This window comes from Novosphingobium sp., assembly GCF_965229225.1.
GTDB lineage: Bacteria > Pseudomonadota > Alphaproteobacteria > Sphingomonadales > Sphingomonadaceae > Novosphingobium.
The window spans coordinates 132,644-149,003 of record NZ_OZ245867.1 but is presented as its reverse complement, the minus strand read 5'-3'; the positions used below and the strand labels follow the sequence as shown (position 1 = coordinate 149,003).

General features: G+C 65.6%; 13 protein-coding genes. 6 read left to right on the top strand and 7 right to left on the bottom strand.

The window, feature by feature from the left end; genetic code table 11:
- Positions 1 to 2 precede the first annotated feature (2 nt).
- Positions 3 to 935, top strand: a complete 933-nt coding sequence (locus tag ACO06X_RS00570) for a YncE family protein (RefSeq protein ID WP_421838089.1) — start codon at positions 3 to 5, stop codon at positions 933 to 935.
- A 15-nt stretch (positions 936 to 950) separates the two neighbouring features.
- Here the strand turns inward: ACO06X_RS00570 and ACO06X_RS00565 are convergent, their stop codons facing one another.
- Positions 951 to 1,844, bottom strand: coding sequence for a sterol desaturase family protein (locus ACO06X_RS00565; protein ID WP_421838088.1), 894 nt, complete (start codon positions 1,842 to 1,844; stop codon positions 951 to 953).
- A 199-nt stretch (positions 1,845 to 2,043) separates the two neighbouring features.
- Here ACO06X_RS00565 and ACO06X_RS00560 point away from each other — a divergent pair, with 199 nt between their 5' ends.
- Positions 2,044 to 5,373 carry a glycosyl hydrolase gene (locus ACO06X_RS00560; protein WP_421838087.1) on the top strand — a complete coding sequence of 1,110 codons (3,330 nt, stop codon included), beginning with the start codon at positions 2,044 to 2,046 and terminating at the stop codon, positions 5,371 to 5,373.
- Positions 5,374 to 5,540: 167 nt separating this feature from the next.
- Here ACO06X_RS00560 and ACO06X_RS00555 read toward each other — a convergent pair whose 3' ends face one another.
- The 6 genes from ACO06X_RS00555 to ACO06X_RS00530 form a co-directional block, all read right to left on the bottom strand.
- The gene (locus ACO06X_RS00555) at positions 5,541 to 6,854 is read right to left on the bottom strand and encodes an NAD(P)/FAD-dependent oxidoreductase (RefSeq protein ID WP_421838086.1); all 1,314 of its coding nucleotides are present in this window, start codon (positions 6,852 to 6,854) and stop codon (positions 5,541 to 5,543) included.
- Between the two features lie 92 nt (positions 6,855 to 6,946).
- Complete coding sequence (locus ACO06X_RS00550) at positions 6,947 to 8,107, bottom strand: alpha/beta hydrolase (RefSeq protein ID WP_421838085.1); 1,161 nt, start codon at positions 8,105 to 8,107, stop codon at positions 6,947 to 6,949.
- 3 nt (positions 8,108 to 8,110) lie between these two features.
- Entirely contained in the window at positions 8,111 to 9,013 is a 903-nt protein-coding gene (locus tag ACO06X_RS00545; RefSeq protein WP_421838084.1) for a VOC family protein, read from the bottom strand.
- Between the two features lie 3 nt (positions 9,014 to 9,016).
- Positions 9,017 to 10,258 (bottom strand): amidohydrolase family protein, encoded by a 1,242-nt coding sequence (locus ACO06X_RS00540; RefSeq protein ID WP_421838083.1) that lies wholly within the window; start codon positions 10,256 to 10,258, stop codon positions 9,017 to 9,019.
- On the bottom strand, positions 10,255 to 10,683 hold the full coding sequence (locus tag ACO06X_RS00535) for a GlcG/HbpS family heme-binding protein (protein ID WP_421838082.1): 429 nt from the start codon (positions 10,681 to 10,683) through the stop codon (positions 10,255 to 10,257). Before ACO06X_RS00535 ends, ACO06X_RS00540 begins: the two co-directional genes overlap by 4 nt.
- An 86-nt stretch (positions 10,684 to 10,769) precedes the next feature.
- Complete coding sequence (locus ACO06X_RS00530) at positions 10,770 to 11,693, bottom strand: LysR family transcriptional regulator (RefSeq protein WP_421838081.1); 924 nt, start codon at positions 11,691 to 11,693, stop codon at positions 10,770 to 10,772.
- Positions 11,694 to 11,818: 125 nt separating this feature from the next.
- On the opposite strand from ACO06X_RS00530, the gene ACO06X_RS00525 reads away from it, so the two are divergent.
- Genes ACO06X_RS00525 through ACO06X_RS00510 form a run of 4 tightly spaced genes read left to right on the top strand, consistent with a single transcriptional unit; the run spans position 11,819 to position 16,274 of the window.
- A complete protein-coding gene (locus ACO06X_RS00525; RefSeq protein ID WP_421838080.1) occupies positions 11,819 to 13,153 on the top strand; it encodes a glycoside hydrolase family 1 protein in 1,335 nt (444 codons plus the stop codon).
- Positions 13,154 to 13,157: 4 nt separating this feature from the next.
- Positions 13,158 to 14,027, top strand: coding sequence for an alpha/beta hydrolase (locus tag ACO06X_RS00520; protein WP_421838079.1), 870 nt, complete (start codon positions 13,158 to 13,160; stop codon positions 14,025 to 14,027).
- A gap of 2 nt (positions 14,028 to 14,029) precedes the next feature.
- Positions 14,030 to 15,139 (top strand): ThuA domain-containing protein, encoded by a 1,110-nt coding sequence (locus ACO06X_RS00515; protein WP_421838078.1) that lies wholly within the window; start codon positions 14,030 to 14,032, stop codon positions 15,137 to 15,139.
- The gene (locus ACO06X_RS00510; RefSeq protein ID WP_421838077.1) at positions 15,132 to 16,274 is read left to right on the top strand and encodes an FAD-dependent monooxygenase; all 1,143 of its coding nucleotides are present in this window, start codon (positions 15,132 to 15,134) and stop codon (positions 16,272 to 16,274) included. Before ACO06X_RS00515 ends, ACO06X_RS00510 begins: the two co-directional genes overlap by 8 nt.
- Positions 16,275 to 16,360: the final 86 nt, after the last annotated feature.

Below are 16,360 nucleotides of genomic sequence, written 5' to 3'. Positions count from 1 at the left end.
GCATGACCCTGCTCAAGGCCCTGCTCATCGCCGCCAGCGCGCTGGCCCCTGTTGCCGTCCACGCAGAGGCCCCCAAGCCCCACGTTCAGGTCGTCCCCGGCTTTGCGGATTTTCTCGCGATCGATGGCGACACCGTCTGGGCCACCAACAAGGGCCGCGTTGAGCAATGGTCCGCCAAGGGCAAGAAAGCGGAAAGCCCCATGGGCCGCCCCTGCGGCGGCATGAGCGTCGATTTCGGCTCTCTGTGGGTTGCCGATTGCCCCGAAGCCGCGGTCAAGCGCATCGACGTGAAGACCGGTAAGCTCCTCGCTACCGTCTCCTCCGGAATCGCCAACAACCTGGAAGGCGAACTCAACACCGTAACAGGCGCGGGCGCGGTCTGGATCGGTTCCGATGCGAACGGCAAGATCGCGCGCATCGATCCCGCCACCAACAAGGTCGTCGCCACGATCGAAGTTTCCCCCGGCTCGTGGTATCTCAGCTTCGGCCTAGGCGCGCTCTGGGCAGTGAGCGCCAAGACGCAGCTCCTCAGCCGCATCGATCCTGCTACCAACACCGTCACTGGCACCGTTCCGCTCGGCAAAGCACCTGGCTTCCTCGTCGCGGGCGAAGGCGCGGTCTGGGTTCAGGAACAGGGGGACGGCACAGTCGCGAAGATCGATCCCGCCACGATGACTGTCACCACCCGCATCAAGGTGGGCGACAACCTCAAGTGGGGCGATATCGATACCGGCGACGGCAAAGTGTGGCTGCGCACCACCGACGATCAGGAATTCGTGGTGATCGACGCAGCGACCAACGCGATCTTATCCCGCCTCGGCAAGCCCGTCGGCAGCGGCGCACTGCGCTGGACACCCAAGGGCGTCTGGACCTCGGCGCACGATATCCACACCTTGACGTGGTGGCCCAAGGGCGCGGAACTGGCGAAACCCTGAGAAGCCCTCTCCCCTTTAGGGGAGAGGGTTGGGAGAGGGGGACACGCGCCCCTTCATCCAGCTGATCACCGGGCTCACCGGATAGATCAGCGTCTCCCCGATCCCCATATGGCGCCGGCCTTCCTGCCCCACTTCCACCGCCTCGCCCGCCTTGAACGTCCCGTGCAGCCGGTCGAACAGGATCAGCGCGCAGGCATAGTTGCAGCGGGTGTCTTCGTATTCCACCGAATGGTGCAGGCTGTGCGCCTCCACCGTGGTGAACACCGCCGAATACCAGCGCGGCGGATTGAACCGCACATTGGCGTGGCTGAACGCCGCGATTGTCCCCAGCATATGCCCGGCGCACAGCAGCGCGGTCAGCGAGAAATCGAGGAAGACGGTCACGCTGAGGCCGATCAGAAACAGTTCGAAGGGATTGCCCACCGCGCCCTTTAGCGCATTCAGCTGGCGCACAAAGTGGTGCGGCGCATGGACCACCCACAGTGGAAACCAGTTGTGCATTGCGCGGTGCAGCCAATAGTGGCCCCACTCGATCAACAGCATGATCAGCGCGACCTGAACAATGAGCGGCGCGTGCTCCAGCCAAGGCGTGTGGATGCCCAGCGCATCCTTGACGCCGATCAGCGGCGCATCGGCCCAGTGCTTGCCCGCCCAGCGCACCACCGTGTAGAACATCACGAAGTAGAACAGATCGGAGAAGAACTCCGCCCGGGTCAGCCGCCAGCCAGCGTGGCGCTCGTTGATCTGTTCCAGCCCCAGGATCATGAACTTGGTGCAGACCGCGGCGATGACGATGGTCCAGCCATTCGTCACCAGCTCCGGCGGTAGCAGCGACCAGAACGCGAAGATCGCCAGCAATGTCGCTGGCTGGTAATACTTGAATATCACCGGCTTAATACCTGCCGCCATTGCGCGAACCCCCACGGCTGTTCTGTGCGCGGAAAGCTAACACCAAGGCCCGATATCAACAACTGCCCCATTCGTCATACCTGCAAAGGGGTCGATGCCACGCTAACCTGCGCCCCGGTCGCAATGGAATTTCGCTTGCATCCGATGCGCGTTTTTGATCAAAGCAATCATAAACAATCACCGCCTCGGGAGAAGAGCGTTGCACAAGGCCTCTATCCGCGCCCTCGGCGCGCTCCTGCTCGCTGGCAGCGCGCTCGCCCCCGTTCACGCCGAACAAGCGGCTGACCCGCTCGCCGATGGCTTCCGCGATCCCCCTTCCTCCGCCCGCCCGCGCGTCTGGTGGCACTGGATGAACGGCAACATCACCGAGGAAGGCATCCGCCTCGATCTCGAATGGATGAAGCGCATCGGCATCGGCGGCGCGCAGACCTTCGATGCGCAGCTCCAGACGCCGCAAGTCGTCGAAAAACGCCTCGTCTACATGACACCGGAATGGAAGCACGCCTTCCGCACCGCCGCCGAAACCGCCGACAAGCTCGGCCTCGAACTCGCCATCGCCGCTTCTCCGGGCTGGAGCGAAAGCGGCGGGCCGTGGGTCAAGCCCGAAGACGGCATGAAGAAGCTCGTCTGGTCCGAAACCCGCATCCCCGGTGGCAAGCGCTTCAAGGGCAAGCTGGCCCCGCCGCCCAGCTCCACCGGCCCGTTCCAGGATCTCGGCATGCAGCCCGAGATCGGCGTCGATCATCCCAAGACCGATCTGCCGCAGCTCTACCGCGATACCTATGTCCTCGCCGTTCCTGAAGCAGCCGCACCGCTTGCGCCGGTGTGGACAGCGTCCTCCGGCACCATCGACGGCGCAAGGCTTACGGATGGCAAGCAGGCCACCACCATCGAATTGTCGGCGGGCAATTCCGAAGCCCCCGCATGGATCCGCGCTGATTTCACCGCGCCCCAACTGGTCCGCTCGGCCACGCTCGCCATGCCGCCGGTCTCGCTGTTCAGCGCCGCCAAGTTCGTGCCGGTCCTCGAGGCGAGCGAGGATGGCGCCGCGTTTCACGAAGTCACCCGCTTCCCCACCGGCACTTCGGCGCAGTACACGATCACATTTGCGCCGGTCGCCGCCAAGGCGCTGCGCGTGCGCTTCCTTACCGAACAGTCCGGCTTCGGCCTGCCCACCCCGCCCGCGCCTGGCGTGGAATTTCCCAGCTTCCCCGGCTTCATGAGTGGCACCGGCCCCCATGTCACAATCGCCGAACTCGGCTTTTCCGCCACGCCGCGCACCCACCGCTTCGAGGAAAAGGCCGGTTTCGCCACCACCCTCGATTACAACGCGATCCCTACGCCGGAAGCGCCCGCCACTCCGGAAAGCGCGGTGATCGATCTCACGAGCCGCGTCGGACCTGATGGCAGTCTCGATTGGACCCCGCCCAAGGGCCAGTGGCGCGTCCTGCGCCTTGGCTACTCGCTCACCGGCACCGAGAACCACCCCGCCCCGCCCGAGGCGACCGGGTTCGAAGTCGACAAGTTCGATGCGGACGCTGTTCGCCGCTATGTGAACACCTACCTCGATACCTATATCGCCGCCGCCGGGCCGGACATGATCGGCCAGCACGGCGTGCGCGCGCTTCTGAATGACAGTATCGAGGTTGGCGCGAGCAACTGGACCCCGCACATTGTCGCCGAGTTCAAGGCCCGCCGCGGCTACGATCCCGTTCCGTGGCTGCCCGCGCTGACCGGCGTGATCCTCGGCAGCCCGGCGCGCACCGACGCGTTCCTGCACGATTACCGCCAAACGCTCGCTGATCTCATGGCGGATGCCCACTACAAGACCATCGCCGAAGAGGCCCACAAGCGCGGCCTGATCCACTACTCCGAAGCCCTGGAAGACAAGCGCCCCTCGCTTGGCGACGACATGGCGATGCGCCGCAACGCCGATATCCCGATGGCCGCGATGTGGTCCTACGATGCCGCGCATGGCGAGCCTCAGCCGAGCTATCAGGGCGACATGCGCGGCGCGGCCTCGGTCGCGCACGTCTATGGGCAGAACCTCGTCGCCGCAGAATCGCTCACCGCCGCGCTCCAGCCCTGGGCCTTCGCCCCGCGCGACGTGAAGCCGATGATCGACATGGAATTCGCCCTCGGCGTCAATCGCCCGGTGATCCACACGTCGGTCCACCAGCCCCTGACGGACAAGGCCCCCGGCTTCTCGCTCTTCATCTTCGGCCAGTATTTCAACCGCCTTGAAACCTGGGCCGAGCAGGCGCGGCCCTGGACCGACTACATGGCGCGCAGCAGCTACATGCTCCAGCAGGGCCGCAACGTGGCGGATGTCGCGTACTTCTATGGCGAGGAAGCCCCGCTCACCGGCCTGTTCGCCAAGGCGGTGCCGGGCGATCTGCCCACCGCCAACGCCTTCGATTTCGTCAACCCAGACGTCTTACTGAACAAGCTTGCGAACGACGGCGCAGACCTCGTCGCCAAAAGCGGCGCGCGCTACAAGGCGCTCTACCTCGGCGGCAGTTCGGCGCGGATGAGCCTCGCCGTGCTCCGACGCATCGACACCCTTGTGCGCGGCGGTGCCACCCTGATCGGCGAAAAGCCCACAGGCTCACCTGCCCTGCAGGACGATCCCGCCGTCTTCGCGCGCCTCGCCGATGCGCTGTGGAACGGCGCTACCGGCAAAGGCCGCGTCCTCGCCAGCCACGACCCCGACAGCGCGCTTGCCATGCTCGGTATCGCGCCGGACTTGACCTACACCAAGGCCGCGCCGGACACCGCACTCCGCTTCGTCCACCGCACCACCGGCGATGCCGAAATCTACTTCATCACCAACCGCAAGAACCGCGCCGAGCCAACCACGCTGAGCTTTGCGCAGACCGGCAAGGCCGCAGAATGGTGGGACGCTGCCACCGGCAAGGCGAGCCCGATCGGCTACACTACCGAGAGCGGACGCACCGCCATCGCGCTGACCTTGAAACCCTGGCAATCGGGCTTCGTCGTGTTCCGCAAGGCTGGCCCCGTGAGCCTCGACGCCCCGGCCCCGGTGCGAACCTCGCTCACCACGATCACCGGCCCCTGGGCGCTGACCTTCCAGCCCGGCCGCGGCGCCCCCGCCAGCGTTACCCTCCCCGCGCTCGCTGATTGGACGCAGAACGCCGATCCCGGCGTGCGCTACTTCTCCGGCACCGCCACTTATCGCCAATCGCTGAAGGTGCCCGCCGCCAAGCCCGGCCAGCGCCTCATCCTCGATCTCGGCGATGTGCGCGATCTCGCTGAAGTGCTGGTCAACGGCAAGTCCGCCGGCATACTGTGGAACCCGCCCTACGAAGCCGACATCACCGGCATCGCCCGCCCCGGCACCAACACCCTCGAAATCCGCGTCACCAACCTGTGGGTCAACCGCCTGATCGGGGACGCCCAACCCGGTGCCAAGCCGATCACCTTCACCACGCTGAAAACCTACCGCGCCGACGCGCCGCTGCGGCCTTCGGGGTTGCTTGGGCCAGTGACGCTGAACGTGGAGAAGTAGCCCGCTTAACTTGAATTCCGGTTCGCTTTTGAGCCAGCTTTCGTCGGCCCGTGCTTGACACGGGCCTTGGCTTTCTTTGGCGGCAAAGACGAGCCAAGCCCCGTGTCAAGCACGGGGCGACGGGGAAATTACCTCTGTTATGAGCAGGTCTGCCGGACAGCCAGCCCTCAGTGCAGCTTGAGCCTCGGCCGCACGATCTGGTTCACATGCCCGATCACGATCAGCGTGATCCCCCGCCACCAACCGTGAATGGCGATGAGGTGCATGCGGTAGAGCGACATGTAGACCATCCGCGCGATGCGCCCCTCCACACGCATGCGCCCGCCGACGAGGTTGCCCATCAGGCTCCCCACGGTCGAAAACCGGCTCAGCGAGACCAGCGAGCCGTGGTCGGCGTAGGCAAAGTCCTTGAGCGGCTGCCCCGCCTGCGCACGGACGAGATTGGTGAACACGAGGCTCGCCATCTGGTGGGCCGATTGCGCGCGCGGCGGCACCGGGCGCTCCTTGCCGGGCAGGATGCAGGATGCGCAGTCACCCAGCGCATAGATCCGCTCGTCGGTCTCGCTCTGCAGCGTCGGGCGCACGATGATCTGGTTGCCGCGAGTGAGCGCGAGATCGCTCATCGTCTTGATTTCCTCGGCGCCCTTCACACCCGCCGCCCAGACGATGAGGTCTGACGGGATCACATTGCCATCGCCGGTATGGACCGCGCGGTCTTCCAGCCGCACCACTTGCGTGCGCTCCAGCACCTTGACGCCAAGCTTCTGCAGTTCGTCGCGCGCAGTCCCGGCCAGCACTTCATCGAGCGCGGGCAGGATGCGCGGCCCCGCCTCGAGCAGCGAGACCTCCAGCTTGGTCTCGTCGAACACTTCAAGGCCGTAGTGCCGCAGCGCCTTGGCCGCGTTGTAGAGTTCCGCCGCAAGCTCCACGCCGGTCGCGCCGCCGCCGACGATGCTCACCCGCACCCGCGCATCGGGATTGCCGGTATGGTGCGCATGGTTGGTGCGCAGGCAGGCGTTGAGCAGCTTCTGGCGGAACTTGTCCGCCTGCGGCCGATCCTCGAGGAACATCGCATGTTCGCGCACCCCGGGCACGCCGAAATCGTTGGATATCCCGCCGACCGCCAGCACGAGATAATCGTAGCGCACCGTATGTCGCCCGATCACTTCCTCACCGCGCTCATCGAGCAGCGGCGAAGTGGTGATGGTGCGATGCTCGCGGTCGATGCTTTCGATGCTGCCCTGGAAGAAGCGGTAGCCCCAGCGCACCGCGTGGCCGCCGTAGCCGACTTCATCGAGATTGGCGTCGAGCGAGCCGGCGGCCACTTCGTGCAGCAGCGGCTTCCAGATATGCGTCAGGTTGCGGTCGATCAGAATGATGTCGTGCTTCTTGCGCCCATACTTGGCGCCGAGCTTGCGGACGAGCTCCAGCCCGCCGGCACCCCCGCCCACGACAACGATCTGCGTCTTCTGATCCGGCACGCGCAATTTCCCCCTGCGCACGCGAATGGCGCAAGAGGGTAGTGCCAGAAACAGGCCGGAAATAGTAGCCTGTCCGTAGGGGAAGGCCGGAATCAGGCCTTGGTGCGGCCTCCCAGCGTGTCGGCGAACCAGTCGGCTATGTAATCATTGCCGAAACTCATGTTGTCCGCGCCGACATGCTCCACCCCGCCTTCGCGCGCGGTGAAGATCTTCAGTTCGCGCCGGGGCGAATTGACCAGCTGCGCATAGCTCTGGTGCGCATAATCCACGCTGATCTGTCGGTCGGTTGCCCCGTGGGTGACGAGGAACGGCACCTTGATCCGGTCGAGATGGCCGTTGAGGTTCATGTCGTCGCTCTTGGCGAGGAAGTCCGCGTGGTCCTTCGCGCCGAACACCCAGTAGACGTGGCCCCAGTAGTGCGGCACCGGGTTTTCGCCCTCACGCGCCATGCGCTTGTCCTGCACTTCGCGCCAGTTGTGGTTGGCACCCCAAGCCGCGCCGCTGGCAAAGCGCGGCTCATAAGCGACCGCGCGCGGTGCGAAGTGGCCGCCCAGCGAAATGCCGGTCATGCCGATGCGCGACTTGTCGACATGCGGTTGCGTCTCCAGCCAATCGACCCACTTCGAGGCCCACTGTTCGGAGTAAGGCGTCGCATTCAGCCCCTGCAGCCGCAGCGCCTCGCCGGTGCCCGGCTGATCCACGCACAGCGTGTGGATGCCGCGCTTGGCCAAGGCTTCCGGGAAGCCGCCGAGCCACAGCATTTCCTTCATGCTGTCGAGCCCGTTGCAATAGACTACGCAGGGCGCAGGTCCATCGACATCGGCGCGGTGGAAATAGGCAACAATCGTCTTGCCCTCGTAGGGGATCTCCACCCGCTCCACCGGATCGGCGGAAAACTTCGTACCGCGCTGGAAGCTGTCGAGCGCCTTGGCATAAGTCTGCTCGCGCCCTGGCGATCCATGCGCCTGCATGCGCTCGCCCGTCAGGTAGTAGATCGTTGCGCGCTTGAGCTTGGTTCCGGCGGAAAACTCGCGGCCCAGCGCGAGGTCTTCCTCGGCAAGGCCCACCAGCTTGTCGCCCATCTTGACCCATTCGGCCATGAAATCGGCGGTACCGGCATCAGCGCCGCTTTGCGCCTTGGCCTTGAGCGGAGCGATCATGTCGACGATCTCGCCGATCCGCCCGCCGTTCTCCATCGCGATGGCGACCGAAAGGTTCCAGATGTAGTTGGGAAACGGTTCAAACAGCGCCATGGCTCAAACCCCTGCCGGCTGGAACAGCGCCGCATCGGGCGCGGGCTTGGGCATGGTCTGCGGCCCGCCGACGCCGATGCCCCACTGGTCCATGATCTCGGGCGCAGGCGCGATCACTTGCGCGACGTGGCCCTCGAAATCGACCTTCTCGAGCTCGGCAGTATACTCCACCGCAAAGCCGCCCGGCGTGGTGAAGTAGCTGAAGGTGTTGTTGCCTGCCGTGTGCCGGCCCGGCCCCCAGCGGATATCGATGTGCTGGCGCTTCAGCCGCGCGACGCCGCGCATCATCTCGTCCACATTGGCCATGTCATAGGCGACATGGTTCAGGCACGGCGGACCGGGGAGGAAGGCAATGCGGTGATGCGCCTCGTTGCAGCGCAGGAAGACCATGAAATCGCCCAGCCAGTCACTCACCTTGAAGCCCAGCACATCGGTGAAGAACGCCAGCTCCTCGTGGTGGCGGGGCGAATGCATCACGATGTGGCTGATCCGCTCGGGGATCGCCTCACGCACCGCGAGTTGCCGCGCTGTCCCGCGCGCAACGCCGGCGGAAATCTCGTAGGGCAGGCCGTCCTTGGAGAAGAAGCGGAAGCCGTAGCCGCCGCCGAACTGGTCGAGCGCCTTGGGCTCCCACACGATTTGGCAGCCATAGTCGCGCACCTTGGCAAACAGCGCATCGACGTCTGCTTCGCTGTCGGCGGCCAACGCGATCACATCGATCCGCTGCACCGCATCAGGCCGCAGCCGCACCACGTAAAGCTCGTCATGGCCCTCAGCGGCGAAGTAGACCATGCCGTCCGCTTCCTGGACCTCCTTGAGCTTCCAGTTGTCGGCATAGAACGCCCGCTCGGCGGCCAGATCGGTGACGGCATAGCCGACATAGCGGATTTCGGTAACGCGGCTCATAGTTCAGCCCTTTTCATGTCGCTCAAGTGGTTTGATGAATTGCCCGCCCTTGATGATGGCGGCAAGATTTTGCTTGTCCTGCAGGATGCGCACGTCGGCCGTGGGATCACCGTCGACCAGCAGCAAGTCGGCCAGATACCCGGCCCTGACCTGCCCGACATCCCAGCCGACCAGTTCGCCGCCCTGCTTCGTCGCGGCAACCAGTGCCTCGATGGGCGAAAAGCCGAACAGGTTCACGAAGTGCTCCAGATCACGCGCATTGCGGCCGTGCGGGTTATAGGGGAAGCCGTAGTCGCCGCCGGGCAGCACGCGGATGCCGCGCTTGCGCATTTGCGGGATAACCTGCTTGCCCAGTTCGATCCCGCGCAGCGCACCGAGTTCGGCGGCTTCCTTCGGTCCAATCCCGAAGTCCTGCGCCTCATAGGCCCGCGCCCAGAGCAGGCCGACCGCCGGTGCCGTGAAAGTCCGGTCCTTCATGGCCTCGAACAGGTCGAGCGCTTCTTCATCGGCATACGTGCAGTGATAGATCGCACGGAAACCGGCCCGCAACGCGCGCTTCACGGCTTCCGCCCCCTGCGCATGGCAAGCGAGCCAGATCCCCGCCTCGCGCGCGGCCTCGCCAATCGCCTGCGCTTCCTCTTCGGAATACATCAGCGTCTGCGAACCGCCCGGCTGGAAGGCATCGTCGCTCGACATCAGGAACTTGATCGTGTCGCAGCCGTCGGCCTTCTTCTGCGCCACGTACTCGCGCAAATGCGGGATATCGCGCTGGTGCGTGGGGTCATGCCCCGCCGGCACGCCGAGCACGCCTTCCGCGCCCTTTTCCAGCGCAGAGGCGCGCAGGCGCGGGCCGGGCAGGAAGCCGGCGTCGATCATGTCGCGCAGCGCCGGCTCGATCCGCTCTCCCAGAGAGCCCGCCGAATAGACGCTGGTAAACCCCGCCTCGAGGGTGATCCGCGCGTTCTGCGCCGTGACCAGCACGTGCTGCTCGATCGGCAGCGGCCTCATCGTGTTGATCGTGCGCTCGATGGATGTCGGCCAGGTGAGATGGCCATGCGCCTCGACCATGCCGGGCATGAGAGTGCGGCGCTTGCCCTGCACCACCGTCACGCCCTCGCGCGGCAGGCGTTCATCGCCCTTCGCCACCGCCTCGATCCGCTCGCCGCGAACCAGCACTTCGCCCGGAAACAGCGCCGCGCCGCTGCCGTCGAAGATCATCACATCGGTAAACAGCGTGCCCGTCATGCGCCGGTATCCGCGACGAGGCCCGTCGCCGCGATCCCGGCAAGCGCGCAGATCTCGTCATTGTCCGAAGTGTCGCCCGTCACACCAACTGCGCCGAGCAAGGCGCCATCAGCGTCGCGGATCAGCACGCCGCCGGGCACCGGCAGCATACCATGCGGAAAAGCCGCCTGCAGGCCATTGAAGAACATCGGCATCGCCGCAGCGCGCTTGGCGAGCTCGCGTCCGCCAAAGCCCATGCCGAGGCAGCCCGCTGCCTTGCCCATGGCAATTTCGGGCCGGTAGATCGATGCGTTCTCATCGCGCAGCAGTGCCAGCGTGTGCCCGCCGCGGTCGAGCACGACGCAGGCCAGCGGCGCAAAGCCACGGCGGCGGCCTTCCGCCAAAGTCTCCATGGCGATCGTGAGTGCGTGCGCGAAGGTCAGCATGTCCCGGTCTCTCTCCCGGCACCCTTCTGCTGGCGCGCGATCAATCTGTAAAAATGCTTCTTTGGATGTTTGGATATCCATAAGATTTATGCATTGACCAGTTCGCCCTTGTGCGCAATCGCCTCGATCCGCCCGCGCAGCCAGGCCAGCCCGGCATCGTCCTTGCGGCCGGGGTGATAACTCAGCATCTGCTTCATTGCCGGAATCTCGAACGGCACCGGCGCGCTCGTGATCGCGAACCGCCCCTTGAGCTGCGCGGCCAGGCGCGAATGCATCACGGAAAGGCGATTGGTGCCCTCGATCAGCCAGGGCACCGCCGTGAAGATCGCCACTGTCGCCTCGATCGTGCGGGTCCGCCCCATCAGGTCCAATGTCCGATCGGCGTAGGACAGCGTCTTTCCGCCCCCCAGCACCACCGCGACATGCCCCGCCGCAAAGAACGCTTCCTCGGTGATCGTGCCGTTCGCAATCGCCGGATTCCCGCTCCAGCCCACGACCACCTGCGGCTCGTGGTAGAGAATATAGGAGAGGTGATTGCCGCCGATCACATACTCCGGCGTGATCGTGATATCGATCTTGCCTTCCTCCAGCTCCTGCACCGTGCCCGGCTGCGGCAGTTCGCAATCGATGCGGATGCCGGGCGCGTCCTCGGCCAGCTGCGCGACGAGCGGCACGATCAGCGAGGCGAAGACATAGTCCGAGGTCACCACCTTGAAGCTGCGCTGCGACGTCGCCGGATCGAAATGGGGCGAGCGCGAGAGCATGACCTCCAGCCCCAGCAGGCTCTCGCGTACTTGCGGCATCAGCTCGTCGGCGAAGGGCGTGGGGTGCATGCGCTTGCCCTGCAGCTGCAGCAGTTCGTCGCCGAAATACTCGCGCAGCCGCGAAAGCGCCGCGCTCATCGCCGGCTGGCTGAGGTTCAGCCGCTCGGCCGACCGGCTGACGCTGCGGGTGGTCATCAGCGCGTCGAATGCGACGAGGAGGTTGAGATCGAGACCCTTGTAGCGCATCCTGCCATCATCCCCTGCGGCCAGCCAATGTATCGATTCCGTCTATACGACTTGATGCATCATGACAATTTTACTTGATTGATGATTTCGCCCAGATCAGCATCAAACAGATGGGAGATCATGGAATGGCAATCGACCGGCGCACGTTCGTGGCGGCGACCGCTGGGGGCCTTGCGATGAGCGCGGCCTCGCACGCCGTGGCGAAGGCGGTGACGAAGGCTGCAGCACCCGGCCCCTTCCCCGCCGAGTTCATCTGGGGCGCGGCCACTGCCGGCCATCAGGTCGAAGGCAACAACGTCAACGCCGATTGCTGGCTGCTGGAAAACATCAAGCCCACGGCATTCACGGAGCCCTCGGGCGATGCCGCCAACAGCTTCGAGCTCTGGCGGACCGACCTCGAACTCGCAAAGAACCTTGGCCTCAACGCTTATCGCTTCAGCCTCGAATGGGCGCGGATCGAGCCGGAGCCGGGCCAGTTCTCGATCGCCATGCTCGATCACTACAAGCAGGTGATCGAAGGCGCGCGCGCCATGGGCCTCAAGCCCATCGTCACCTTCAATCACTTCACCACGCCGATCTGGTTTGCCGCGCGCGGCGGCTGGATGAACGATGAAGCACCGCAGCTTTTCGCCCGCTTCTGCGATCATGCCGCGCGCCGCCTCGCCGCCGGGATCGATCATGCGACGACCTTGAATGAGCCCAATCTGGCGGGCGTGCTCCAATACCTTCTGCCGCCAGGCCTGCTCGATCAGGACAAGGCCATGGTCGAAGCGGCGGCGAAGAAACTCGGCGTGCCGCTGTTCCTTGCGGGCAACGCGCTCTACCAGCCCGATCCGGCCAAGGTTCAGGCCCACCTTCAGGCTGGCCACACCCTCGGCAAGGCCGCGATCAAGGCGGTGCGCGGCGATCTCCCGGTCGGCGTCAGCCTCGCGATGATCGATGATCAGGAGGCGGAGCGCGGATCGGTGCGCGATGCCATGCGCGAGAAGTTCTACAATTCGTGGCTGCGCCTTGCCCAGGCCGATGATTTTCTCGGCGTCCAGAACTACGAACGCGCGCTCTGGGGCAAGACCGGCAAGCTTCCCGCTCCTGCCGATGCGCGCCGCAACTATATCGGCGCGGAAGTCTATCCCGCCTCGCTCGCTGGGGCGGTGCGCTATGCCCACGATGTCAGCAAGGTGCCGATCATGGTCACCGAGCACGGCGTTGGCACCGACGACGATAGCACACGCGCCTGGATGATTCCCGAGGCGCTCGATCACTTGCGCATCGCGATGGCCGATGGCGTGCCGGTCAAGGGCTACTGCCACTGGTCGCTGATCGACAACTTCGAATGGGTCTTCGGCTACAAGCCCCGGTTCGGCCTTCACAGCTTCGACCGCCAGACCTTCGCGCGCACGCCCAAGCCCAGCGCGCTCGTCTACCGCGACTACATCAAGAACCACACGGCAGGAGCCTGACCCCATGCGCAAGACCCTTGCCTTCCTGATCGCGCTGCTGGCCTTCGCTGCCGCCCCGGCGCGCGCGCAGGCGCCGGATCTCTCCGCCGATCCCGTGCCCGCCGTGCGCGGCGAGGAGATCGTGCTCAACAACGTGCCGGTGGGCGGCGAAGTGTGGAACCGCGTGTTCGGTCAGGTCTGGGCGCGCAATGTCCAGCGCTCGACGCTCACCGTGATCCGGCCCAAGAATGGCCGCGCCAATGGCAAGGCGGTGATCGTGGTTCCGGGCGGCGGCTACATGTTCGTCTCGATCGATAGCGAGGGCTTCCGCGTGGCGGACCGCCTCGCCGCAGAGGGCTATACCGCCTTCGTCCTCAAGTACCGGGTGAACCCCACCCCGCCGACGCCGGAAGGCTTCATGGCCGATATGGCGTCGAAATTCGGCCAGCTTGGCAAGGGCGAGCTCGCCGATCTGCCCCCGGCGGTCGATGATCTCACCGCGGCCATCTCGGTGGTTTCGTCCCGCGCGGCGGAATGGAAGATCGATCCCAAGGAGATCGGCGCCATCGGTTTTTCCGCCGGCTCGCGCACGCTCATCCGCCTGATCGAGCAGAAGAAGGAAGCCGCGCTGCTCGATCACGCCGCGCTGATCTACCCGCCGATGACCCAGACCGTCACCGGCGGCCCGCGCCCGCCGCTGTTCCTTGCCATTGCCGCAGGCGATCCGCTGTTCAAGCAAGGCGGGCTCAAGCTCGTCGACAACTGGCTCAAGGAGAGCAATGCCGTCGAATTCCACCTCTACTACGGCGGCGAGCACGGCTTTGGCATGATGCCCAAGGGCACCACGAGCGATCACTGGATCGACCAGTACATCAACTGGCTGGCGGTGCAGTGATCATGCTGCGAGCGTTCGCCACCGCGCTGCTGCTGCTTGCAGGCACCCCGGCTCTTGCGGGGGAGCCAGTGCGGGATTGCCCGTTGGCGGCGGCGCCGCTCGGCGTGGTTTCGCCGCTGTCGGATGTGCTGATGCATCCCGATGGCCCCGCCGCGCTGGCATCGGTCGCGCCCGATCTCGTATCCGGCTTCACCCGCAACTTCGGCGGCGGCGAGCTGCCGCCCGGCTTCGCCAATATCCTCAGCGTCAACGCGCTGCTGGAAGTGCGCGCCGATGGAGCAGCATTGCGCCCGGCGCTTGCCGCAAAGCTCGCGATGCTCCCGATCACCGATGGCTTTACCGTGGCCCGCTGCGCGCGCTACGATCATGATCGCCCCGCCCTGCCCCCGGCAGATGGCCGCCCGCAGGTCCTCGTGTTCGAGAAGATCAACGGCTTCCGCGACAACCCCTCCGTCGATTCCGCCCGCGCGCGTCTGCGCGCCATCGCCGCGGAGCGCGGATGGCAGATCGTGTTCACGGATCGCGGCGGCGTGATGAACGAGACAGACCTCGCCCGCTTTGCCGTGGTGGTGTGGAACAACACCAGCGGTGACGCGCTTACCATGCCGCAGCGCGCAGCCTTCAAGGCCTATCTGGAGCACGGTGGCGGCTATGCCGGCATCCACGGCGCAGGCGGCGATCCCCAGTGGTTCTGGGATTGGTACGCCGATACCCTGCTCGGCGCGCGCTTCATTGGCCATCCTGGCCGCCCGCAGTTCCAGACCGCCACGGTAAGCCTTGTCGATCCGCAGGGCACCATCGGTGCGGGCGGCGCGAAGGCCTTCCCGCTGCTCGAGGAATGGTATTCCTTCGATCGCAATCCGGTGGCAGGCGGCGCGATCGCCGTCGCGACGATAGACGAGAAGGACTACCAGCAGATCGGCTATCGCGGCGAAAGCCTGTCGATGGGCTACCATCCCATCGCCTGGCGCAAGGCCATCGGGTCTGGCCGCATGTTCTACACCGCCATCGGCCATCGGCCAGAAAACTATGACGAACCCCACGCAGCAGCGCTGCTGGCTGAAGGCATTGCCTGGGCCATGGGAAGCAAGGGAAGCAAGCCACATGACTGAACCTGCTCGCATTTCCGCCATCGGCACCGCCCTCATCGTCGGCGGCGGTATCGGCGGCATGGCGGCGGCCATCGATCTGGCCGCGCGCGGTGTGGCGGTGACGCTGATCGATCTCGATCCCGAATGGCGCGTCTATGGCGCGGGCATCAGCATCACCGGCCCCACTCTGCGCGCCTACCAGCGGCTCGGCATGGTCGAAGATATTGCCCGCGAAGGCGCCATTGTCGCGGGCTCAAGCATGTTCCTGTTCAACGGCATGCACCTGCGCGATCTCGATGAGCCCCCCATCGAGGATGGCCTTCCCGCCACCGGCGGCATCATGCGCCCCGTCCTCCACCACCTGATGCAGCAGCGCGTTGCCGCCGCCGGCATTCCGGTGCGCCTCGGCGTGACAGTCGACACCCTCGCCAACCGCGATGGCGGCGTTGACGTCACTTTCTCCGATGGCACATCCGGCCGCTACGATCTCGTGATCGGCGCAGACAGCATCCGCTCACGCGTGCGCGATCTTGCGTTCCCCCACATGGGCGAGGCCGAGAGCACCGGGCAAGGCTGCTGGCGCGTCTCGATGAAGAAGCCGCCAACGCTGGAACGCGGCGAGATGTTCTTCGGCCACCGCTACATGGTCGGCATCACCCGCTGCGGCGAGGACCGCATCTACCTGTGGCTGCTCACCCCGCACGACGCTGGCGAGGAGCGCCTCGAAGGCGAGGCGCTCGTGGCGCAAATGAAGGCCCACCTTGCCGATTTCGGCGGCAACGCCGGCTGGGTGCGCGATACGATGAGCGCGCAGGACTGGGTCAACTACCGCCCGCTCGCCGCGAAGATTCAGCCGCGCCCGTGGTCGGATGGCCGGATCGTGCTGCTCGGCGATGCGGTCCACGCCACCACGCCGCACCTCGCCTCGGGCGCGGGCATCGCGGTGGAAAGTGCGCTCGTTCTGGGCGAGGAATTGGCGCGGGCCGGGACCGCTGAAGCCGCGCTTCTGGCGTACGAGGAACGCCGCTACGAACGCTGCCGCGATGTGGTGGAAACCAGCGTCTCGATCGGCGCCGCGCAGCTGGCGGGCCGCCCGGGCGAGGAAATCGGCGGCATCATGGGCGCCGCATTGCACCGGCTGGCTGGGCCGTTCTGAGGGGATGGGGCCCTCGCCCCACCACCCGCTCGTTTGCGAACCGGCTACGGTAATATGGTGCCGCTCTGGATCCCCGCCTTCGCGGG